17 protein-coding genes and 1 riboswitch are annotated in these 23,069 nt (G+C 67.6%); of the genes, 13 read left to right on the top strand and 4 right to left on the bottom strand.

All coding sequences use genetic code 11. From position 1 onward, the window contains the following. The first annotated feature begins 181 nt into the window (after window positions 1-181). The 3 genes from DK389_RS24455 (at window position 182) to DK389_RS24445 (ending at window position 4,426) form a co-directional block, all read left to right on the top strand. The gene (locus DK389_RS24455; RefSeq protein WP_109893506.1) at window positions 182-1,288 is read left to right on the top strand and encodes an alpha/beta hydrolase; all 1,107 of its coding nucleotides are present in this window, start codon (window positions 182-184) and stop codon (window positions 1,286-1,288) included. 403 nt (window positions 1,289-1,691) lie between these two features. Then, window positions 1,692-1,961: a hypothetical protein gene (locus tag DK389_RS24450; RefSeq protein ID WP_109893504.1), complete on the top strand. Its 270-nt coding sequence runs from the start codon at window positions 1,692-1,694 to the stop codon at window positions 1,959-1,961. Window positions 1,962-2,155: 194 nt separating this feature from the next. After that, window positions 2,156-4,426, top strand: a complete 2,271-nt coding sequence (locus DK389_RS24445) for a xanthine dehydrogenase family protein molybdopterin-binding subunit (protein ID WP_109893502.1) — start codon at window positions 2,156-2,158, stop codon at window positions 4,424-4,426. A gap of 76 nt (window positions 4,427-4,502) precedes the next feature. Here the strand turns inward: DK389_RS24445 and DK389_RS24440 are convergent, their stop codons facing one another. Beyond that, window positions 4,503-7,256, bottom strand: coding sequence for a hybrid sensor histidine kinase/response regulator (locus DK389_RS24440; RefSeq protein WP_109896814.1), 2,754 nt, complete (start codon window positions 7,254-7,256; stop codon window positions 4,503-4,505). Between the two features lie 284 nt (window positions 7,257-7,540). On the opposite strand from DK389_RS24440, the gene DK389_RS24435 reads away from it, so the two are divergent. The 3 genes from DK389_RS24435 to DK389_RS24430 are packed head-to-tail and all read left to right on the top strand — an operon-like array spanning window position 7,541 to window position 9,056. Then, a complete protein-coding gene (locus DK389_RS24435; RefSeq protein ID WP_162560825.1) occupies window positions 7,541-8,014 on the top strand; it encodes a thiol-disulfide oxidoreductase DCC family protein in 474 nt (157 codons plus the stop codon). Further along, window positions 8,011-8,565: a hypothetical protein gene (locus DK389_RS32830; protein ID WP_162560824.1), complete on the top strand. Its 555-nt coding sequence runs from the start codon at window positions 8,011-8,013 to the stop codon at window positions 8,563-8,565. Before DK389_RS24435 ends, DK389_RS32830 begins: the two co-directional genes overlap by 4 nt. A 59-nt stretch (window positions 8,566-8,624) precedes the next feature. Then, window positions 8,625-9,056, top strand: a complete 432-nt coding sequence (locus DK389_RS24430) for an ester cyclase (protein ID WP_162560823.1) — start codon at window positions 8,625-8,627, stop codon at window positions 9,054-9,056. A gap of 78 nt (window positions 9,057-9,134) precedes the next feature. Here the strand turns inward: DK389_RS24430 and DK389_RS24425 are convergent, their stop codons facing one another. After that, entirely contained in the window at window positions 9,135-9,848 is a 714-nt protein-coding gene (locus tag DK389_RS24425) for a GntR family transcriptional regulator (protein ID WP_109893496.1), read from the bottom strand. A gap of 152 nt (window positions 9,849-10,000) precedes the next feature. Between DK389_RS24425 and DK389_RS24420 the strand changes: the two genes are divergently transcribed. The 3 genes from DK389_RS24420 to DK389_RS24410 all read left to right on the top strand — a co-directional run bounded on the left by DK389_RS24420 (window position 10,001) and on the right by DK389_RS24410 (window position 16,600). After that, a complete protein-coding gene (locus DK389_RS24420) occupies window positions 10,001-11,299 on the top strand; it encodes an MFS transporter (protein WP_109893494.1) in 1,299 nt (432 codons plus the stop codon). Window positions 11,300-11,327: 28 nt separating this feature from the next. Continuing rightward, window positions 11,328-12,404, top strand: coding sequence for a tartrate dehydrogenase (locus DK389_RS24415; RefSeq protein WP_109893492.1), 1,077 nt, complete (start codon window positions 11,328-11,330; stop codon window positions 12,402-12,404). 995 nt (window positions 12,405-13,399) lie between these two features. Then, window positions 13,400-16,600 (top strand): peroxidase family protein, encoded by a 3,201-nt coding sequence (locus DK389_RS24410; protein ID WP_109893490.1) that lies wholly within the window; start codon window positions 13,400-13,402, stop codon window positions 16,598-16,600. Window positions 16,601-16,876: 276 nt separating this feature from the next. Continuing rightward, window positions 16,877-17,070, top strand: a riboswitch (cobalamin riboswitch). Here the strand turns inward: DK389_RS24410 and DK389_RS32825 are convergent. Further along, on the bottom strand, window positions 17,065-17,256 hold the full coding sequence (locus tag DK389_RS32825; protein ID WP_162560420.1) for a hypothetical protein: 192 nt from the start codon (window positions 17,254-17,256) through the stop codon (window positions 17,065-17,067). Its footprint overlaps the riboswitch before it by 6 nt. An 86-nt stretch (window positions 17,257-17,342) precedes the next feature. On the opposite strand from DK389_RS32825, the gene DK389_RS24405 reads away from it, so the two are divergent. After that, entirely contained in the window at window positions 17,343-19,343 is a 2,001-nt protein-coding gene (locus DK389_RS24405; protein WP_194075107.1) for a TonB-dependent receptor, read from the top strand. Between the two features lie 204 nt (window positions 19,344-19,547). Here the strand turns inward: DK389_RS24405 and DK389_RS24400 are convergent, their stop codons facing one another. Continuing rightward, entirely contained in the window at window positions 19,548-19,787 is a 240-nt protein-coding gene (locus tag DK389_RS24400; RefSeq protein WP_236960335.1) for a hypothetical protein, read from the bottom strand. A 593-nt stretch (window positions 19,788-20,380) separates the two neighbouring features. Here DK389_RS24400 and DK389_RS24395 point away from each other — a divergent pair. Genes DK389_RS24395 through DK389_RS24385 form a run of 3 tightly spaced genes read left to right on the top strand, consistent with a single transcriptional unit; the run spans window position 20,381 to window position 23,013 of the window. Next, window positions 20,381-21,106, top strand: a complete 726-nt coding sequence (locus tag DK389_RS24395) for an NUDIX hydrolase (protein ID WP_109893488.1) — start codon at window positions 20,381-20,383, stop codon at window positions 21,104-21,106. A gap of 16 nt (window positions 21,107-21,122) precedes the next feature. Beyond that, a complete protein-coding gene (locus tag DK389_RS24390) occupies window positions 21,123-22,109 on the top strand; it encodes an SPFH domain-containing protein (protein ID WP_109893486.1) in 987 nt (328 codons plus the stop codon). 10 nt (window positions 22,110-22,119) lie between these two features. Next, window positions 22,120-23,013 (top strand): NAD(+)/NADH kinase, encoded by an 894-nt coding sequence (locus DK389_RS24385; protein WP_109893484.1) that lies wholly within the window; start codon window positions 22,120-22,122, stop codon window positions 23,011-23,013. Window positions 23,014-23,069 lie beyond the last annotated feature (56 nt).

Raw genomic sequence — 23,069 nt, 5'->3', positions numbered from 1 at the left:
GATTTCCGCGCACCGGACGGGGCACATTGCCCCGAGCCGATCGATCCGTCCCTCCGCTCTGATCTGACGCTTGGCGAGCGTTGTGATGCGTTCGGGCATAGGCCGGCGCACCCTGCATTGCCGCGTGCGGAGCGAGGTGCTTCAAACTCTCGTCCGCTGTGCCAGCGGTCGGGAGACGACGATGCAGAGAACATCGACGAAACGCCAAGCCCTGCTCAGCCTCGCGGCCGTCACATTCGGCGCCACGCTGCCAAGCGTGCCCCATCTGGCCGCCTGGGCGGCCGAGCAGGACCCCTCCAAGCCGACGGGACGCGAGCCCATCGAGACCGAGAGCTTCCGCGTCCCGACGCAGGATCCTGGCATCGGACTCTACGTTCGGAATAAGCATGCGGCCGGCATGAGCGCGTTTCCGGCCGAGAAGATCCTCCTCTACGTTCACGGAGCGACCTATCCGGCTTCGACGTCGTTCGATCTGCCCCTCAACGGGCTCTCGATGATGGATTACCTCGCGGACCAGGGCTACGACGTCTACTTGGTCGACCTGCCCGGCTACGGCTTCTCCGACCGGCCGGCGCAGATGAGCGCGCCCGCGCAGGACAACGCGCCGTTCATGCGCACCGCCGACGCAGCGCGTGCCGTCAGCAGTGCGGTCGACGCCATCCTGACGCGGCGCAACGCGGACAAGCTCAACCTGATGGGCTGGTCATGGGGCACCTCGACGATGGGCCTCTACACCAGCCAGAACAATGACAAGGTGAACCGGCTGGTGCTCTACGCGCCGCAATGGCTTGCCAAGGCCCCCCCGAACCTCGGCAATGCCGGTCCGCTCGGCGCCTATCGCAGCGTCTCGCGGGACAGCGCGAAGGATCGCTGGCTCAAGGGTGTGCCGGAGAGCAAGAGGGCCGACCTGATCCCAGCCGGTTGGTTCGAGCAATGGGCGGATGCGACCTGGGCGACGGACCCTGTCGGCGCCGCGCAGAGCCCGCCCGCGCTGCGCGCACCCAACGGCATCATCGCGGATTCCCAGGAATATTGGCAGGCCGGCAAGCCGCTCTACGATCCTGGCCTGATCCGCGTGCCGACTCTGGTGATCCACGCGGAATGGGATGCGGATCTGCCGAGCTACCAGGCCCAGGAATATTTCGCGCACCTCACCGCCACGCCCTACAAGCGCTTCGTCGAGCTTGGCGAGGGCACGCATACGGTGATGATGGAGAAGAACCGCATGCAGTTCTTCCGCGAGGTCGGCGCCTTCCTGAACGAGGTCGATCCCGTCGCGCTGAATTGATCGCGTCCCATCGGACCGATAGGCTTCGGGCGCCACGGGCTTCATCCCCCGGTTCGATCCAACGGCGACCTTCGCGGTGACCGCTCTCGGGACGTGCGGCGCCGCGACAGGACAGGCGCTTGCACCGGTTGCGGCAAGCTCTTGCAGCGAGCCGCCGCTGCCTGCCTGCCCCGAGAAGCGTCCGCACCGAGGTGGCGGAGCCGTGTCGCGAGACATTTTAGATCGCGGGCGGATGGCAGGGCGTCGTGCTCTGCGCTTCTGACCGCGCGAATCCGGTCGACGCCGCTTGCAACCGAGGCTCGGGCGGCGTGCAGCTTTTTCGGCTCCCGAAACGTTGACGGGCAAGTCAACCGGCCCGTCAGCACGAGCCGGAACCCCACGCAACGAAACCGAGGACGCTTCCATGAAGAGCGCATTCCTGACCGCAGCCATTCTTCTGTCCGCGGCTGCTCTGACCGGGTCCGCCCAAGCGCAAGGCACCGTGCGGGGTGCGGAGCGCGGGGTCGAGGACGGCAACCGCGCGGCCGGGCCGGTCGGCGGCGTGGTTGGCGGAGCCGTCGGCGCCGCAACGGGCACCGTCGGTGGCGTGCTCGGCGTCGATCCCGAGCCGCGCAGAGAGCGGATCGAGCGGCGCGAGGAGCGCACGACAATCCGCGAGCGCCGGGACCGCTGAGACCCGCTCGCCCGGCCGCTGACGCGGTCGGGCCCCTCAAGCCGCTGCGGTAAATGCCCGGCCCCGCATCCGCGTTCGACGCGTGCGGGAGGAGTTCGGCGACGCGCCTTAGGACCACCGTCCGGCAGCCCAAAGCCGCCGCGCGCGATCGCTGTCTGAATAAGGCCCAGTGGCCGTAGCCGGGAGATGTCAGGATGGATGCGAAGAACGCGGCCGAGCCGACGGTGCTCGGGCGCCCGCACATCCGGGTTGAGGGATACGAAAAGGTCACGGGCACGGCGGTCTACGCATCCGATACACGCGACGGGAGTGTCGCTCACGCGGCACTCGTCACCAGCGCGATCGCGTGCGGGCGCATCACTGGCTTCGACCGATCGGCGGCCGAAGCGATGCCGGGTCTCCTCGGAATCTTCACGCACCGGGATTTCGCGGATGCCGTCGCTCCGGTGCCGCACCTGATGGCGGGCGGCTACGTCAACAGCGCGCACAGGCCGCTCGCCTCGGACCGCATCGCCTATGCCGGTCAGATCGTCGCGCTCGTCGTCGGCCGGACGCAGGAGGCAGCTGCACGGGCGGCCGCCCTATTGCAGGTCCGCTACGAAGCCGAGCCGGCCGCCGGGACCTTCGACGATCCGGGCGCCGAGATCGTGCGGCTCGCCGACCTGAAGCCCCATTATGAGGACATCGCCAAGGGCGATCCCGACGCCGCCTGGCCGAGCGCCGCCGCGCGGATCGCGGCGCGCTACGAGACGCCGGTCCAGCATCACAATCCGATCGAGCTGTTCACCACCCGCTGCGCCTGGCACGGCGACACGCTCACCGTGCACGAGCCGGCCCGCTACATCGGGGCTGTGCAGCACGGCCTGGCCGCGCAGCTCGGCATGGATCCGGCCCGCATCCGCGTGATCTCGGGCCTCATCGGCGGGCATTTCGGCTCGAAGTTCGGTCTGTCGCAGCACACTGCCCTGATCGCGCTCGCCGCGAAGCGCATCGGGTGCCCGGTCTCGCTGGTGCCGACCCGGCGGCAATGCTTCACCATCGCGGATTATCGACCCGAATCGCGCCACCATATCCGCCTCGCCGCCGATCGCGACGGGCGCTTCACGGCCCTGGTCCACGAGGCCGACGTGATCACGTCGCGCTTCGATCCGTTCGCGATGGAGGGGGCGGACGTGACCGCGAGCCTCTACGCGTGCCCGGCCATCCGCACCGAGGAGCGCGCTGTCCGGGTCGATCGCAACACGCCGGGGCCGATGCGAGCGCCGCCGGAGGTGCCCTACCTGTTCGCCCTGGAGAGCGCCGTCGACGAGATGGCCTGGGAATTGGGGCTGGATCCGATCGCGCTGCGCCGCCGCAACGAGACCGCCACCGATCCCATCAGCGGCAAGCCATTCTCGACGCGGCCGCTGATGGCCTGTTTCGAGGCGGCGGCGTCCGCCTTCGGATGGGCGCGCCGGGCACCGCGCGGCGACCGGCTGCGCGACGGGCCCTGGCAGGTCGGGCTGGGCTGCGCGTCCTCCGTGCGGCCCGTGAAGATCGCCGCGGCGACGATGCGGCTGCGGCTGTTCGCGGATGGGTCCGCCGAGGTCGCGACCGCCCATCACGAGATCGGCAACGGTATCACGACGCTCCTCGCGATGGGCATCGCCGACCGGCTCGGCATTCCGGTGGAGCGGGTCCGGGTACGCCTCGGCGACACCGACCTGCCGCCGGCAGGCATCTCGGGCGGGTCGAGCACCACGACGAGCCTGATGAACACGTTGGTGCTCGGCTGCGACCGCCTCTGCGCGCAGCTGAAGCAGGTTGCGACGACATCGGGACGGCCGTTGGCAGGCTGCGATCCGGGCAGCCTGCGCCTTGCGGGTGGTGCGCTCGCGGCGGCGGACGGCCGCACGCTGGCGCTCGGCGCAGCAGCCGGTCTCCAGGATCCCGCAGGCATCGAGATTCTGGCGGAGTTCGTGCCCCCTGGCGCGACGGCGAAGGCGCTGGAGGATCTGCGTGCCGGTCATATCGGCCTGACGATCGGTGGCGATGCCCTGTCCTGGGGCTTCGGCGCCCAGTTCGCGGAAGTGCACGTCCATGCCGACACGGGTGAGATCCGCGTGGCGCGCCTCACCGGCGCCTTCGCGGCGGGTCGCATCCTCAACCCGCTCACCGCGCGGAGCCAGCTCGTCGGCGGCATGATCTGGGGCCTCGGCTCCGCGCTTCTGGAGGAGACCATCCTCGACGGCGCAACCTACCGTAACCCGGATTTGGCCGAGTACCTCGTGCCCACCGCCGCGGATGTCGGCGTGGTCGAGGCTTTGCTGGTGCCGGACCCGGACGCGATCGTGAATCCGCTCGGGGTGAAGGGGCTCGGCGAGCTCGGCATCATCGGCGTCAACGCGGCGATCGCCAACGCAATCCACCACGCCACCGGCCGCCGCATCCGCCGCCTGCCGATCCGCATCGAGGATCTGGCCTGACGGCGGATCCGGCTCGGGTCCGAGCCGCTCCGGGTGTCCTGAAGGGGCACATAGCCGGCCGATCGTGCTCGGCGCCTCAGGTCTCGGCGATGAGGTCCTTGATGCGCGAGGCGAGCGTCTCCAGCACGAACGGTTTCGTGAGGACCTGCATCCCGGGCCGGAGATAGCCGTTCCCGAGCACCGCGTTCTCGGCGTAGCCGGTGATGAACAGCACCTTCAGGCTCGGCCGCCATTCGCGGCCGGCATCGGCCATCTGACGCCCGTTCATGCCGCCCGGAAGTCCCACGTCGGTCACCAGCAGGTCGATGCGCACGTCCGACTGCAGCACCCTCAGGCCGGCTACGCTGTCGGCGGCCTCGATTGCGGTGTAGCCGAGATCCTCCAGCACTTCGGTGACCAGCATGCGCACCGAGGGCTCGTCGTCCACGATCAACACCGTCTCGCCCTGGCCGGCGCGACCGACCTCGGCGAGCCTGCGCGTGATGTCGTCCTCGTCGGCCTCGCCGTAATGGCGTGGCAGGTAGAGGCAGATTGTCGAGCCCTGGCCGACCTCGGAATAGATTCGGACCTGCCCGCCGGACTGGCGGGCGAAGCCGTAGACCATCGACAGGCCGAGGCCCGTGCCCTCACCAGTCGGCTTGGTGGTGAAGAAGGGCTCGAACACCTTCTCGATGAGCTCCGGCGCCATACCCGTGCCGGTGTCGGTGACGCAGACGCTGAGATACTGCCCCGGCGGCATGTCGTGCTGGCGGGCCCCGGCCGCGTCGATCCACTTGTTGGCGGTCTCGATGGTGATGCGGCCACCGTCCGGCATGGCGTCCCGCGCGTTGATGCAGAGGTTCAGCAGCGCGTTCTCCAGCTGACCGGGGTCGATGAGCGCCGGCCACAGCCCCGCGAGGCCGACGACCTCCAGATGGATGGCCGGGCCGACGGTGCGCCGAACCAGCTCCTCCATGTCCTTGACCAAGCGGTTCACGTTCGTCGGCTTGGGATCGAGCGTCTGGCGCCGAGAGAAGGCGAGCAGGCGGTGGGTCAGGGCGGCGGCGCGCTTGGCTGCCCCCTGGGCGACCGTCATGTAGCGGTCGAGGTCGCCCATCCGCCCCTGGGTCATCCGGGTCTGCATGAGTTCCAGCGAGCCGGAGATGCCCGCCAGCAGATTGTTGAAGTCGTGCGCCAGACCGCCCGTGAGCTGGCCGACCGCCTCCATTTTCTGGGATTGGCGCAGGGCTTCCTCGGTCTTGGCGAGGGCCTCCGCCTGGCGCTTGACCTCGGTCACGTCGCGCACGGAGGCGTAGATCAGTCCGTCGCGCGGCACCGCATTCCAGGACAGCCAGACGTCGCTGCCGTCCTTGTGGCGGTAGCGGTTCTCGAAGGTGAGCTGGGCCTCGCCGCGCGCCAGACCGTTCGCCGCCGCCAGGGTCGATGCGATGTCGTCGGGATGCACGAAATCGAGGAACGGCCTCGCCTTCATCTCGGCTTCGCTCCAGCCCAGCGTCCTGGGCCAAGCCGGGTTGAGGCTGACGAAGTAGCCGTCGAAATTGGCAACGCAGAGCAGGTCCGAGGAAGCCTGCCAGACCTGGTCGCGCTCGGCCGTGCGGGCGGCGACCTGGCGCGCGAGCTCGGCTTCCGTCCGCTTGCGCGCGGTCACGTCCTGAACGAACACGTGGAAGCCGTCGACGTGGCCATCCGTGGACCGGCGGGGAAGGTAGCGGATCTCGGCGACGCGCGGTTGCCCATCGCGACGCGGCCAGTCCAACTCGAATGTGACCGCCTCGCCCGCGAGGGCACGGTCCAAGAAGGACTTGCGCGCGGCGTAGGCCTCGGCACCGAGGATGTCCCGGACATCTCGGCCGACGATCTCCTCGGCAGGCACCGAAAACCAGTCTTCGTAGGCCTTGTTGGCGAAGCGGTAGACGTGGTCCGCACCGATGAAGGAGATCAGGACCGGCAGGGCGTCCGTGATGAGGCGGAGTTCGCGCTCGCCCGCCTCCGCGCGCGCCTCCATCATCCTCCGCTCGGTGATGTCCGAGAAGAAGATCGCGACGCGGTGCGCGGAAGGGTCCCCGGTCCGCAAGGCCCGCACGTCGAACCAGCGGCCGAACACATCCGCGTAGTGCTCGAAATGGGCGGGCTCGCCTGTCAGGGCGACGCGGCCGTAGGTGTCGAACCAGTGACGCTCCAAGTCGGGCGCGAACTCGCTCACCCACTTGCCGGCGACGTCGGCGCCGGTCTGCTGCACGAAGGCGGGGTTGGCCTCCACGATGCGGTAGTCGACGGCACGGTCGCCCTCGAACTTCATCTCGACGATGCAGAACCCGACCTCGATGCTCTCGAAGAGCGTGCGGTAGCGCGCCTCGTTCTCTCGCAGGGCGACCTCGGCCAGCATGCGCTCGGTGACGTCGTGGCCCTCGACGAAGATGCCGCTGACCCGACCCCGTGCGTCGGTGATCGGCTGGTACACGAAGTCGAGGTAGCGCTCCTTGACGGGTCCGCCCGGCGCGGCCTGGACGTCGAATCGCGCGCCCGTCGCCCTGTGCGGCCGGCCGGAGCGGAAGACCTCGTCGAGCAGGTCGACGTAGCCCTGGGCGGCCGCGTCCGGCAGAGCCTCCGCCACGGTCCTGCCGGTCACCGCGCGATGGTCGATGGCCCGCTGGTAGGCAGCGTTCGTCAGCGTGTAGCGATGATCCGGCCCGCTCAGGAGCGCGATGAAGCTCGGGGCTTGCTCGAACATCTGCGCGAGCGAGGCGGATTGCGTGCGCAGGAGACGCACCTCGGCTTCGAGCTGCTCGCGGGACAGGGTTTCCGGATCAGGATTGGGCGCAGCATGCATGCGGGCCGGCATAACCCGCGATTGTGTTGCGCGCGAGGACTTCGAGCCTGTCGCGGACGCGCTCGGCCGTGCCCCCGCTCGCCCTCGGCCCACGACAGCAGCACGTTCGGCGTCGGGCCGCCGATCCTGGTCGGGTGTCGAAGACCTGTGCGACCGAGCCGAACGGCAGGGGCACGAGCCTCGAGCGGCCACGGCGCGGCCTGCGCCCCCGTCGACGACCCGCGCCACCTCGCGATCGTTCCCGGATGTGCCATATTCCGGCCTATCCGCAATGGACGCCGAGCATGCCAGACGTTGCCCCGATCGACACCGCTCAAGCTCCGCCGAGCGGTCGGCAGCCGGTCCGGCCCGACGCGGGCGGTCCCATCATCGTCTATGACGGTTTCTGTGGAATGTGCTCCCTGGTGGTGCGTTTCGCCCTCTGGGCGGACGGGGAGAGGGCAAGGCTCCGGTTCGCCCCTGCACAATCGACGGCCGGCGCAGCCTTCTACGAGATCCTCCCGAGCGGGTTCAGCCCGGACGAGACGTTTCTCCATGTCGCCGATGGCATCGTCCTGACGAAGGGAAAGGCCGTCCGGGCGCTCCTGAACGGCCTCGGGCTGCCCTGGAGCCTGCTCGCCCGGGCGATGGGTTTCCTGCCGATCCGGTGGATCGACCGAGGGTACGATATCGTCGCGCGCAACCGCTACCGGATCTGGGGCCGGCGGGAGAGCTGCAGACGTCCTCCGCCTGGGACGGAGGCAAGATTCCTCGCATGACCGCTCGTCCCGATCCCAGACCGGAGCCCGACGCCGGGTTGCATTATCCCTACGGCCCAGACCCCCTCCTTCCCGCCTGGGGCAGCGTGAAGGCGCGTGCCCTCGCCGCCCTGGCCGTGCTCGGAGCAGCATCAGGCTGCTGGCTCGGCAGCGCGGTCGGACGGCCGGTGAACGAGCTCGCGCTGCTCGCCGTGCTGCCCGGCATCTTCGCCTTCACGCTGGCCTTCGCCCCCGAGCCGGCCGCGCGGCTCGGGACGATCGCCGGTGGTTTCGCGCTCGATGCAGGAATCTCGCTCAGGCCTAGGCGGGCGGCCGGGTTCTCGCGCCTCGTGTTCGCGTGCCCCGAGACCGGCATTCGCGTCCGAGGCATCGCGGCCCTGACACGTGCCCTGGAACGGCGCAGCCTGCCGTGGGCCCTCCTGGGATGGGCCATGCGGACGCCGCTCGTCCTGGAGATCCTCCAAGGCATCGCCCACCTCGCGATCTTAGGGGCCACCCTCCGGCGAGGACGCCGCCTCGTGCCGCATCGGCTCGGCACCCACGCCGGATGACGGGCCGGAGGCTCGCGACACACCCGATCGCGAAGGGCTTGATCGAGGGAGCAAGGGCCATGGCAGCAGACCAGCACGCGGCGTTGATCCGGGCCTACATCGACGAGGTCTTCAACGGGCACCGTCTGGACGGGGTGGGACGGTACTGGGACGACGCTCTGACATCGCACTGGCTGGGCATGGAGACGATCCATGGCCTGCCCGCTTGGCGCTCGGCGATGGAGGCCTTCTTCGCGGCCTTTCCGAACGCCGCCTACACCCTGGACGACATGTTCTTCGCCGGCAGGCAAGGCGTCTGGCGTGGGCACTGGCAGGCGACCCAGCAGGGCGAATGGCAGGGGATCGCCGCGTCCGGCCGCAACGTGACATGGACCGTGATCATCATCGGGCGTTTTGCCGGCGGCAAGCTGATCGAGGATTGGGTCGAACTGGACCGGCTCGGCCTCTTCCAGCAACTCGGATGCATTCCGACCGGGTCTTCGGCGGGCTAGAACCTACGTGCGCTGGCGGACGCTTGCGGGCTCGATGTCGTAGACCCGCGCCATGAGGCCGGGGCAGCGATCGGCGGGTCACAGGTGCTTGAGCCCGAAGCTCTCCAGCAGGGGCAGGAGTTCGTTCCGGGCGCGCAGACGATGGTGGTAGGCGCAGGCCTGCGCCTGATCCGGATCGCCAAGCCGGATCGCCTCGATGATGTCGCGGTGTTCGGCAACCGAGGCTCCGAGTTCGCGCCGAAGCTTCAGCGTCAGCATCCGAGCGCGGTGCGACTGGTCGTTGATGGTCTGGATGATCCGGTTCATCCGCCCGTTGCCGGCGCGCTCGACGAGGGTCCGGTGAAAGCGCGCATCCGCCTGCCCCCAGGCCGGGAGGTCGCCGGCATCCCACGCCTCGGCCATGTCCTGCGTGTGCCCGGCAAGTTCGGCCGCCACGGCCTCGCGTTCGGCATCGGGTAGACCGGCGAGCATCTCGGCCGCCCGTCCCTCGAGGGCGATGATGACGTCGTAGATCTCGCGCATGTCCTCCGGCGCGAGGGCGAGGATCAGGATGCCGCGCCGGGACAGCACGCGGACCAAGCCATCTTCCTGCAGGCGAATGATGGCCTCGTGGACCGGTGTGCGGCTCATTCCGAGGCGCAGCGCGATCTCCTGTTCGGAAGCTTGATAGCCGGGGGCGAAGGTCGAGTCCTGGATGGCCTGCTTCATCGCCGCGTAGGCGTCGTCCACGAGCGAGGGGCGCCGGTCCGCTTCCGGGTCGTTCTTCTCTGCTGCCGAACGCGGGCGCGCCATAGGATCCTCCAAACTGCCCTCCTTCGTACCAGCTTCCATGCAAGCTGCAATAACGATTTGACAGCGCACGAGGGATCGGCACATTTAATGTCATCTTGCATGCAAGTTGGCGCACAAAGACCAACGCCTGCTGGACATACCAGGAGGGAACGATGGACGGTTCGCTCGAGCGGGCGACCATGCGCAGGGTCGCGTGGCGCCTGATCCCCTTTATCTGCCTTCTCTACTTCATCGCCTTCATCGACCGTGTGAACATCGGCTTCGCCGCGCTGACCATGAACAAGGATCTCGGCTTCTCCTCGGCCGTATTCGGCTTCGGAGCGGGTGTGTTCTTCTTCGGCTACTTCCTGTTCGAGGTGCCCTCGAACATCATCCTCGACAAGGTGGGCGCCCGTCTCTGGATCGCTCGGGTGATGATCACCTGGGGGATGCTCTCGGGCGCCTTCGCCTTCATCAAGGGCGAGTGGTCGTTCTACATCCTGCGCTTCCTGCTCGGCGCGGCCGAAGCCGGCTTCTTTCCCGGCATCATCCTCTACCTGAGCTACTGGTTCCCGGCCCGGTATCGCGCCGGCGTCGTGTCGCTGTTCATGGCGGCCGCGCCGATCTCCGTGCTGCTGGGCTCGCCCCTGTCGAGCGCGCTGCTCGAGATGGAGGGGATCCTCGGCCTCCACGGCTGGCAGTGGATGTTCATCATCGAGGCGATCCCCGCCGTGCTGCTCGGTGTCATGGTGCTGTTCTACCTGACCGACCGGCCCGAGAAGGCGAAGTGGCTCGCCGACGACCAGCGCGCCTGGCTCGTCGCGGAGATGAACAAGGAGCGCACCCGCAAGCGGACGATCGCCAAGCACACCCTGCTGGGCGGGATGACCGATGCGCGCGTGCTGGCACTGGCGCTCATCTACTTCGGCACCTCGGCCGGCCTCTACACGCTCGGGATCTGGGCTCCGCAGATCATCAAGAGCTTCGGTCTGTCCACGTTTGCCGTCGGCTTCCTGAACGCCGTGCCGCCGACCATCGCGGTGATCGGCATGATCCTGTGGGCGCGCCATTCCGACCGGACGGGCGAGCGCACCTGGCACGTGGTCATCGCCTGCCTCGTCGCTGCCGCGGGCCTGCTGCTGGCCGGAGGCGCCTCCTCGACCGTGGCGGTCATCGCAGCGCTCAGCCTCGTCAATGCCGGGATCAGCGCGGCCAAGCCGCCGCTCTGGGCCATGCCCACCATGTTCCTGTCGGGCTCTGCCGCGGCGGTGGGCATCGCCACGATCAACTCGATCGGCAATCTAGGCGGCTTCGTCGGCCCCTGGGCGATCGGCTGGATCAAGGACCAGACGGGCAGCTTCACGGGCGGCCTGATCTTCGTGGCCGCGCTGCTCGTCCTCTCCGCAATCGTCACGCTCGTCGTCGCCCGCTCCGGGCGGCGCCCCGAGCCCGCTGGCGCCACCGCGCGCTGACCTTCCCCTCGTTCAACGGAGACCTGTCATGAAGACCTACAACATCGCCGCGATCCCCGCCGACGGCATCGGCGTCGAGGTCATCGCAGCCGGCATCGAAGCACTGAACGCGCTGGCGGAGAAGGCCGGAACCTTCAGCTTCAAGTTCGACCACTTCGACTGGGGCTCGGACTACTACAAGAAGCACGGTGTGATGATGCCCGCGGACGGGCGCGAGAAGATCAAGGACCACGACGCGATCTTCTTCGGTGCGGTCGGCGCGCCGGATGTGCCGGACCACATCACCCTCTGGGGCCTGCGCCTCGCGATCTGCCAGCCCTTCGACCAGTACGCCAACGTGCGCCCGACGCGGATCCTGCCGGGCATCACCAGCCCGCTGCGCCACGTGTCCGGACCGGAGCTCGACTGGGTGATCGTGCGCGAGAACTCGGAGGGCGAGTATGCCGGCGTCGGCGGGCGTGTGCACCAGGGTCATCCCGAGGAGGTCGCCACGGACGTCGCGATGTTCACCCGAGCCGGCGTCGACCGGATCATCCGCTTCGCGTTCAAGCTCGCCCGGTCGCGTCCCCGCAAGCTGCTGACCGTGGTGACGAAGTCGAACGCCCAGCGCCACGCCATGGTGATGTGGGACGAGATCGCGGCCGAGGTCGCGAAGGACTTTCCCGACGTGACCTGGGACAAGATGCTGGTCGATGCCATGACCATGCGCATGACGATGAAGCCGGAGACCCTCGACACGATCGTCGCCACGAACCTGCACGCGGACATCCTGTCGGACCTCGCGGCGGCGCTCGCCGGCTCGCTCGGCATCGCGCCGACGGCCAACATCAATCCGGAGCGCAAGTATCCGTCGATGTTCGAGCCGATCCACGGCTCGGCCTTCGACATCACCGGCAAGGGCATCGCCAACCCGATCGCCACGTTCTGGACCGCCTGCCAGATGCTCGAGCACCTCGGCGAGAAGCCGGCGGCCGACCGGCTGATGCGGGCGGTCGAGCGCGTCACTGCGGATCCGAGCCTGCACACGCCCGATCTCGGTGGCACGGCGACCACCCGCCAGGTCACGGACGCGGTGATCGCTGCCGTCCAGGGCGACAACGAGTGAGGCCAGCGCCGTGACCGAGCGCAGCGACTTCCCCCGGTGACGTCCTGCGGCGGCTGTTCGCAGCCGCGCTGGCGCCCGGCGGATCCTCGACTCGGTCGCCGGATTCACGTCCGGCGACCTCATCCTCGACCTGAGTACCGGCGGCGGTTCTTCCCCTCCCGCTTGCGTGAGCCACGACGAAGCGTCTCCGGCCTGCCATTTCGAGAGAGCAGCCTATTCATCGAAGCCACAGATGACGGCCACGCCCCTTGAGTCGTCTTCCAGGACGTGGGTCAGGATGTCGGAGAGGAGCTACGTTAGCGCGCGAACTGAATTTGCCGACGCAGGCATCGCCTCACGCGAATGCCACGTCTGAACCCTAGGATTGGGGGAAGGCTTATCGAACCGGCGCGGAATCCGGGCGCGGTCGCAGAGGATTCTTGCGATGTCGGCTTTGGCATAAACGAGGATGGATCGGGCGCGAACGGTCTTGAGTACCCAAGTCAGGCGATAGTTCGTCGAAAGATGAAGATGCAATTAATCCACGAATAGCGACCATGAATTTGCCTCTGAACAGATGTTAAATCTCAAAATATCTGCTACGGCACATATATTGCTTCGTCTATAAAAATTAATCCAGTTTAAATTCAGTAAATTCTGCGCCGCCTTAACAAATGCAGGCGCATCGGCAGCGATCTGGCCCATGCGCTCCGCCCCTACATCGGCTAATATAGTTTTCCTAATCCGGGTCTTCTTTTCGGTGCCGACTTGGACGCGGCGAGCGCGAGGGGCGCGCCGGGTCGGGTTACTTGCCGGCTTGGCGCCCTGTTGGACAGTCGCCCGTACGCGTAGCCAAGACCGTCACCACATCCCGGCTGCGATCGAGGGCGACAGGGCGCGGGCTCGTCGTCGAGGCTTGAGTTGGGGCGCCGCGAGCCGGCCACCGTGAAGGAGCCGGGCGGCAGCAGCGCGGGCTGCATCCGTGCAATTCGGTGATCAGGATCGGAGGCGATGGGATGGAATCGCATTCAGACGGTCGTCCGACGCATCATCCGCTCGCGGCAGGTTCGAGGCATATCGAACTCCGACCGCAAGACCTGGACTTGCTGCTGACGCAAGCGAGTGATCCGACCCTGCACCGCAACGTCAACGGGTTTGAGAACAACCTCACGCCCGGTCGAGAGTTCTGGGGCGCAGCCGGTCAGCTATTCCTGCGGCTGACCCCTGCTCAGTTCGAGCAAATGGATACCCAGGCAAGCCCCAATGCGGTGCGCGTCACCTCCATCGACGGGACGTCCCTCCTCCCGAACCCACGGCTGGTCAGCGACTTGATCGGCCAGCAAACCCTCGATGCCAACGGCAACACGATCAGCCTGCCCAACAGCTTCGGCGGCAACCTTCTCCTGATGTCCTTCGGCCAGTTCTTCGATCATGGATTGGATTTCTACGCCCGTGGTGGCGGCCCTGATCTGGTTCCCATCGGCGACGCGAATGATCAGCTGTCGGCTGCCCAGGTCCGCCTCGATGCGCTTCGCGAAGCCGAGGGGCTCCCCCCGGCTCGGATCGATGCGACCGACGCCCTCCTCGCGCAGTTGGGGGATTCCCCTCCGCCGGAATTCGAGTTCCTGACCGGCAGCCGAGCAGGGCGCTTCGAGCCAGAAAACGGGACTGTCGAACGGGATGCCGACGGCACGCCTGTGATGAACAACAGCACCGGGACCGCGCATCTCAACAAGACAGCGCCGTTCGTCGACCAGAGCCAGACCTACGGATCCGAGCCGAAGATGGCGGACCTGTTGCGCGAGAGTGCGCGCACCGCGGCCGGAGATCTCATTCCGGATGGCCACGGCGGCTGGGTGAAAACTCACCGCCTGCTCGATGGAGCCGAAGAGTTGGGGCCGGACGGGGTCACCCGAGGCAGCCTCCCCAGCTATGCGGATGTTCTGGTCAACAATGGCCTCGCGAGGGACGCCATCGATCAGCTGTTGACCGACGTAGCTGCAAAGAAGATTACGAACATCGACGCTTGGAGCCGACTCACCACATTGCCGGGCTTCGTCGATTTCCGGAATATCGGCGACGCTGAGCAGACGATCATGCTGGGCGACAAGAATGACGCGCTCGCCTCCCCGTTCGGTCCGGACGGCCGCACCCCGAACCCGACATTCGATCTGAAGAACCTGCTTTCCTACCACATTGCCGGAGATCACCGCGCCGACGAGAACGTGGCGATCACGGCGGTCCATACGGTCTGGCACCGCGAGCACAATTTCGAAGCCGAGCAGATCTGGGCGCTGCATCCGGATTGGACCGCGGAGCAGATCTTCCAGGCCGCCAAGATCGTCACGACGGCCGAGTATCAGCGCACCGTGTTCACCGAATTCGCGGACGGGATGTCTGGCGGCATCCCTGGCCCGTCGCACGGTTTCGGCGGGTACAACCCGAACGTGAATCCCGGCATCTCGGAGGAATTCGCGGGCGCGATGTATCGCGTCGGCCATTCCATGATCAACGAGACCATCCCGTTCACGGATGTCGACGGCCAGACACAGGACGTGCCCCTGTTCTCGGCCTTCCTGAACCCGGCCATGTTCGATGGCCGGGATCCGCTCACCGGCGGGGTTGGCGGTGCGGCCGCGATCATCGCAGGCGAGGTCCAGGCCGCGCATCAGCGGATCGACGAGCAGATCGTCGAGGTGATCCGCAGCAAGCTACTGGGGCTGCCGCTCGATCTCTACGCAGCCAACATCGAGCGTGGCCGTGACGTCGGGGTGCCGACCCTCGATGCCTTCCGGCGCTACGTGAGCGAGAACGGCAGCCTGATCGACCAGGCTCATCAAGCGTCGAACTACGCAGCAACTCAGCCCGAGACGGTGCCCAGCCTCAAACCCTACGACACCTGGGCCGCGTTCGGGGCCAATTTGCGCGGCACACCGGAGGAGCAGGCCGAACTGCTGACGCTCTTCAAGGCTGCCTATGGCGAGGAGGACATCCACGTCCAGGATGTCGACCTATTCGTCGGCGGCCTCGCGGAGAAGCCGGTCGGTGCGAGCCAGATGGGCTCGACCTTCACGTGGATCTTCCAGGAGCAGCTCGACCGGCTGCAGGAAGGTGACCGCTTCTACTACTTCAACCAGCTCAAGGATGCGCCGCTGCTCCTCGCCGACATCGGCTCTCAGCATTTCTCCGACATCATCATGCGGAACACCGGGCTCGATCATCTGCACTTCGCCGCCTTCAAAGTTGCGGAGACGATCGAACTTGGCCCGGAGGATCGAACCTACGAACAAGATGGCCCTCCGACCACGGCTGGGGCGGCCCTGGTTCTCGTCGGCAACGCGCATGACAACACGATCGTGGTCACGGCCGGTGACCACACGCTCTACGGCGAGGATGGGGACGATACCCTGGAGGGTGGCGTGGGGCTCGATGCCCTGCACGGCGGCAACGGCAACGACGTCCTCAGGGCCGGAGCGGGCCCGCTCGGAGTCTTTGCCTACGGCGAGGATGGTGATGACGCGCTCCGTGGCAACGGCGGCGACGACAATCTGATCGGCGGCGCAGGCGACGACGTCATCGAGGGGCGCGCCGGCAAGGACTTCCTGTCCGGTGGCCCCGGCGACGACCGACTCGTGCCCGGCGCCGATCCCAGCATGATCGATGGCGGAGACGGAGACGACACCATCGTGTTCAGCGACGCCTCAGAGGGCGTGACCATCGATCTCGGCATCGTGCTGCAGCCCATCGCGGGCCTCGGCGGCTATGCGCAGGGTGACCTGATCAGCGGCGTCGAAAACATCATCGGCTCGGACTCGGCCGACAATCTGACCGGGGACCGCGCAGACAATCGTCTCTACGGTGGAGACGGAGACGATCGCCTCGACGGCGGCGCTGGCAACGACGTGGTGACAGGCGGCGATGGGGTAGACATCCTGCGCGGTGGTTCGGGCAACGACAAGCTTAGTGGCGGCTCGGATGCGGACACGTTCGTATTCGATCCGGCGGATGAGGGCCGGGATACCATCATCGATTTCAATCCTGGCGCGGATCGGCTCGACGTGCGGGGGCTGGGGCTGTTCGACGCTGCGGATGTCCTGGCAATCACGAGCGACGATGGGTGCGGGGACGCCGTGATCAGCCTCAAGGGACTCTCGATCACGCTCGAAGGTGTCAGCGAAGCGCAGCTCCAAGCGGCATGTAGCACGTTTGTTGTCTAGGTGGATGCGTCGGCAGCTTGCGCTTCGCGCCTATCGCCGCCCGAGAGGCGATGCGAGCCGCGTCTCCCAAGCGGCTTTGGCAGTGGCCCGGCTCGCAGCCCTCGTGCACCCTTGCGAGATGATGGACGGCTACGCCTCCGTCGAGCCTGTCGGCTTCAACAGCCGCCCATTGGAGGCGATCCGGCGCAGACGCGCGCCCCGCTGGACCCGCTGTTGCTGCCAGATCACACATCGACAGGGCTGCGCGAAGTTCCGTTGACGCTCACGGAGCCGGCCGCATAGCTAGATCTCGACGGTTCCCTTCGGGGATCAAAAGGGAACGCGGTGAGGGTTCGCCCCGAGGCCGCGGCTGCCCCCGCAACTGTGAGCGGCGAGTCCTTCACCACCATGTCACTGGGGTCTGCCCCGGGAAGACGGTGCGAGGGCGGCGACCCGCGAGCCAGGAGACCTGCCGTCAGCCGTGGTCACACGCGAAACGCGTCGGGCGGGGTGTCCTGACGGGTGTCGAAGCGCTGCCAATCCCGAGCGGAGGCGGCGACCGAGGCCTCGTTCGCGGTGACGTGCCACTGCCGTTGCCCGAGGCCCCGTGTCCGAAGCTGCTCGTCGCCCGATCCCCAGAACCGTGACAATCCTGGCCTGTGCGGCTTGGCTCGCATCCGATGTCGCCTGGGCCCGGCCGGCGAATCCGTCGGCGGGCGACGAGGCGAGCCTTGCCGAGATCTCGGTGACCGCGGAAACACCGATGGTGAGCACGTCCGGTCCGGTTGCCAGTGCCGGCTACGTCGGTGGTGTGACGGGGATCGGGGGCCCTCTCCCGCGCGTCGACTCCGCCAGCGCCGGCGTGATCACGGGGGCGCAGGTCAACAACCGTCCCGTGACCCGCCCCGGCGAGGTGCTGGAGGCGGTGCCCGGCCTCATCGTCACGCAGCACTCGGGCGAGGGCAAGGCCAACCAGTTTTTCCTGCGCGGCTTCAACCTCGATCACGGCAGCGACATCGCCATCACGGTCGATGGCATGCCGGTCAATATGCGCACGAACGCCCACGCCCAGGGCTACGCCGACATCAACTTCCTGATCCCCGAACTCGTCGGCGCGGTCGAGTTCCACAAGGGGCCCTACTTCGTCCGCGACGGCGACTTCGCTTCGGCCGGCTCGGTGCGCATCGACTACCTCGACAGCGTCGAGAAGAACCTCGCGCTCACCTCGATCGGGTCGTTCGGCTACAAGCGCGCGCTCACGATCGGCTCCGCGCCGCTCGGCGCAGGCCACCTCCTCGTGGCCGGCGAGGCGCAGGTCTACGATGGTCCCTGGGCCGAGCCGGACCGGTTGCGCAAGCTCAACGGCGTCCTCCGCTACAGCCAGGGCACCGCCACCGACGGCTTCGCGCTCACCGGGATGGCCTACTGGGCAAGATGGAACGCCACCAACCAGATCCCGGAGCGGGCCGTCAGCGGAGGCCTGATCGGACGCTTCGACACGCTGAACCCGACCGACGGCGGCGACACGGGCCGATTCTCGCTGTCCGGGCGCTGGAGCGGCACGGACGAGACCGGCATCACCCGCGCGAACACCTACGTGATCCGCTACGGGATGAACCTCTGGAACGACTTCACCTACTTCCTCAACGATCCAGTGAACGGCGACCAGTTCCGCCAGCACGACAATCGGGTTCTCGGCGGCGGCGAGGTCTCCCACACATTCCAGGGCGCCCTGTTCGGCCTGCCCATGGAGAACGAGATCGGGGTCCAGACCCGGACGGACTCGATCCGCGTCGGCCTCTTCAACACCACGAACCGACTGTACCGCTCGACCGTGCTTGACGACCGGGTGCTGGAGGCGAGTGCCGCCTTCTACTACGAGAACCGGGTGCGCTGGACCGACTGGCTACGCACCAGCGTCGGCTTCCGCGCGGACGGCTACTACGCCGACGTTGTCTCCGACACACCGGCCAACTCGGGCCGGGCGCGGGACGGCATCGTCAATCCGAAGCTCGGCCTCGTGCTGGGTCCCTGGTTCGACACCGAGCTCTACGTGAATTACGGCGGCGGCTTCCACTCGAACGACGTGCGCGGCGTCGTCGCGACGGTCGATCCGGCGAGCCCCCTCTTCAACATCGCCCGCTCGCCCTTCCTGGTGCCCTCGACGGGATCCGAGATCGGCATCCGCAATCGCTCGCTCCCTGGGCTCGAGACGTCGCTCGCGCTCTTCCAGCTCGACTTCGCCTCCGAGAACCTGTTCCAGGGCGATACCGGCACCACCGAGCCGAGCCGTCCGACGCGCCGCTTCGGCATCGAGTGGACGAACCGCTACGCCCTCGCACCCTGGCTCACGCTGGAGGGCGACCTGACGGTCACGAACGCCCGCTTCTCGGACCGCAATCCGGCCGGCAATCGCGTGCCCGACGCGCCGACCACGATCGCCTCGGCCGGGATCACGTTCGGAGAGGGCACGGGCTGGTTCGGATCCCTGCGGTTCCGCTATTTCGGACCGCGCCCGCTGATCGAGGACAACTCGGCGCGCTCCAAGCCCACCGCCCTCCTCAACGGCCGGGTCGGCTACACGTTCGAGGCCGGGGTGAGCCTGTCGCTCGACGTCCTGAACCTGACGAACGCCAAGGCCGACCAGATCACCTACTTCTACACATCGCGCCTACCCGGCGAGCCGACCGAGGGCGTCGCCGATCGACACTTCCACCCCGTCGAGCCGACGGCCGTCCGCCTGACGCTTGCGGGCCGTTTCTAGAGAGAGGGGCGTCCGGTGAGGAGCCGAGCGTAAGGTTCGGGCTGCCCCGATCGTCAGATGGCATCAACGAGCCCGCGGCAGGTTGAAGGGCCTTGGTCGGGCGACCCCCAGCCCGCGCGCTACGGCGGGCCGGGCGATCGCCTGACCGAGGTCCGGCCTGCCGTTATCCAGGCGATCCGCTCGATCAGAACCTGTCGAAGACAACTAGGCCCTTCGAACGCGAAGGGGGCTGAGAAACCGGAAGAGGCCTTTGGCCGTCGGGGTTTCCTGCGGGCCGGAATCGGCGGCAGGCTCCGCCTCGCCGCTTGCGCCGGCACCGGCCTCGTCGTGAATCCTGCGAAGAACCTGCAACATCAGGGGCGGCCAGGGAACGGCATGCTCCTCTAGCAGGCCGGCGGCGTCGATGAGCGCCCTTACCTCATCCTCGCGGATCGGCCGCTTCATGATCTGGGCATCGAGGACGCGGTTCGAAAGTTCGCCGGCGAGCCGAACGACCTCTGACATGCGCGAGGTGTCACCGATCGTCTGCGTCACCCTTCCGCCTCCAGATTTCCACTTCCTACGTAGTTCGAAGCAGATCGGAAGCCGAAGGGATAGCCGACGCGGTCAACTTGCTGTGGAAGATTCTGTATTTTGCGGACCAAGCTCTGCGAATTACACTTGGGTTGTTGTCGCTGTATTTTTTGGCTTCGCTCCGAGAGCCAGACTTCTGCAGCAGTCGCGACTGCGGAAGAGGGCGGCGAGCACGCTGACCTCGCAGGCGCGTAAGCCGACCTCGACAGGCCATTGCTCAGCCTGCCGGCGATGCTGGGCGATCACGGACATCCGAACTCCATGGGTTGGCCGTGCCGTCACGGCAAAGCTTGCGGTGATGCAGACAGCTCCGGTTGCGAAGCAGCCCTGGTCGCCGCTCGGCTCTGCCCAAGCGGGGTCCGAAGTCTGGCACGCCCGCGCCGACCCAGAACGCGCGAGCTTCGCACCCGGCATATGCGCAAAATGCGCTTTACTTAAATGCAAATAGAACATAAGACTGCAGCATGAGCAAAACCGACTTCCTGGCCGACTATGATCCAGCTGCCTACCCACGTCCGGCGCTGGCCGTGGACCTCGTTCTTCTCGGATTGCGCGACGGCCGTCCCGCTGCCCTGCTGCTGAAGCGCACCCGGCACCCGCATGCCGGCCGATGGGCGCTGCCCGGCGGCTTCGTCGGCCTCGACGAAACCCTCGACGCGGCAGCCGAGCGCGTGCTGCGCGAGAAGGCCGGCATCGCCCAGACCTATCTGGAGCAGCTCTACACATTTGGAGCGCTCGACCGCGACCCGCGCATGCGCATCGTCTCCGTCGCCCATCTTGCGCTCCTGCCGGAGCAGACCTTCGCCGATGCGCTGGAGGGCCAGCCGGACCTCATGGTGGCCACTCTCGACGTGCCCTGGACCGGTGAGACCGGAGGGCCGATCTCGGCCCTCTCGCGCAGGGGGGAGACCCTTCCCCTCGCCTTCGACCACGCCGACATGCTCGCGCTCGCGGTGCTGCGTCTGCGGGGCAAGCTCGACTACTCGGATGTCGGCTTCGCGCTGCTGCCCGAGCAGTTCACCCTGCGCCAGCTCCAGGACGTGCACGAGGCCATCCTCGCCACGCCGCTCAACAAGCCGGCCTTCCGCCGCCGGATGCTCGACCGCGGCTGGCTTGCCCCCACGGGCACCCGCGAGGCCGGGACATCCTTCCGCCCCGCCGAACTCTACCGCTTCACGCGGCCGCGCTGATCCGCAGGAGGAGCCCATGGCCACGATCCGCAACCTCGGCCTGATCGCACAATTGCGGAGCGAGACGAGCCGCCACGTCATCCGCTACCGCAACGGCCGCATCCGGCAGAGCGGGCGGGGCCTCGTCTTCTGGTTCCGTCCCGAGACCGCGAGCATCAGCGAGGTGCCGGTGGACGACCGCGAAATGACGCTGTTCGTGCGCGGCCGCAGCCGGGATTTCCAGACGCTCGCGGTCCAGGGGACGATCGGCTGGCACGTCATCGCCCCTGAATTGTTGGCGAGCCGCGTCGATTTCGCGATCGATCTCGTCACCGGCAAGCTGCGGAGCGAGCCGGTTGAGTGGATCGAGGCGCGCATCAGCGGCATCGCGGGTCAGGCCATCCTGCAATATCTCGGCGAAAGGCGGATCGACACCCTCCTCGACGGGGGTCCCGAGCCGGTGCGCGGCACGCTGGAGACGGTGTTGACGACATCCGCGGCACTCGCCGAGATCGGCATCGCCGCGGTCTCAGTCCGGCTGACGAACCTCGCACCGTCGAGCGAGCTGGAACGCGCGCTCCAGACTCCGACCTTCGAGGCGCTGCAGCAGAAGGCCGACGAGGCGACCTTCGCCCGCCGCGCCCTCGCCGTGGAGAAGGAGCGTGCCATCGCGGAGAACGAGCTCGCCACACGAACGGAACTGGCCCGGCGCGAGAAGCTCCTGATCGCAGAGGAGGCAGAGAACGCCCGCGATCGTGCGGCTGGCCTCGCCGAAGCTCACGGGCTGGAGGCGGCGGCGGAGGCCGAGCGCATCCGCCTCGTCGAGGGCGCGCGGGCGGAGGCCGAGCAGCGGCGCGTCACCGTCTACCGCGATCTGCCACCGGCGGTCCTGCTCGGGCTGGCGGCCAGGGAACTCGCGGGCAAGCTGGAGACGATCGAGCACGTCAACGTGACGCCGGACCTTCTGGCCGCGGCGCTCGGCGAGTTCCGCCGGGGTGCTTCCGCTCCGGTCGCCGTGCGCTGAGAACCGGGCCATGCCGGCCGTTTCGCCCCGCGCCGTGTTCGTGACCCGCGACACCGACTACGAGCTCCTGCTCGCCCGCCATGCGACCCGCGGCCAAGTCCGCTTCTTCCTGGAGAGCCGCGGGCAACGGATCGAGGCGATCGATGCGCGCCATGCGCAGTTCCATGCGACGCTGATTCAGGCGCGCGCCGCGGTGCCGTCGGATTGGCGGCAGGCGCTAGTGCGACGGCCCGACCCCGACCGGTTTCTGTTCGCCCCCGACGATGTCATCGTCGCCGTGGGACAGGACGGGCTCGTCGCCAACGTCGCGAAATATCTGAGCGCGCAGCCCGTGATCGGGATCAATCCGGCCCCCGATCTCTACGACGGGGTGCTGGCGCGGGTCGCGGTGGGACGCTTGGCCTCGCTTCTGCCTGCCAGTGTCGCGGGTGCAGCCTCTGTCGAGCATCGCACCATGGTGCAGGCGGTGCTCGACGGCGGCGAGCGTCTGCTGGCGCTCAACGAGATCTTCGTGGGCCATCGCAGTCATCAATCCGCGCGCTACCGTATCGAGTTCGGGGACGCGGTCGAAGATCATTCGTCGAGCGGGCTCATCGTGGCGTCGGGCACCGGCGTGACCGGCTGGGCGCGCTCGATCAGCGAGGCGACGGGGCTCACACTTCGGATCGGTCCGGAGGAGCGGGCCGTAGGCTACTGGGTACGAGAACCCTTTCCCAGCGTGACGACTTCCACGGGGCTCCGTGCGGGCAAGCTTGCCGCATCGCCGCTCTCTGTGACGTCACGCATGAACGAGGGCGGAGTGGTGTTCGCGGACGGGATCGAGCAGGACTTCATCCCCTTCGACTGGGGCCGGCGTGTGGAGCTCGCGCCAGCCTCACGCACCCTCAACCTCGTGGTCGAGTAGGTTGTCGCCTGAGGACGACATGCTCGGAGCAGCGAACAGGCTACTGACCGTGCGGC

The organism is Methylobacterium durans (genome assembly GCF_003173715.1).
Classification (GTDB): domain Bacteria; phylum Pseudomonadota; class Alphaproteobacteria; order Rhizobiales; family Beijerinckiaceae; genus Methylobacterium; species Methylobacterium durans.
This window is presented reverse-complemented; position numbering and strand designations above follow the sequence as displayed.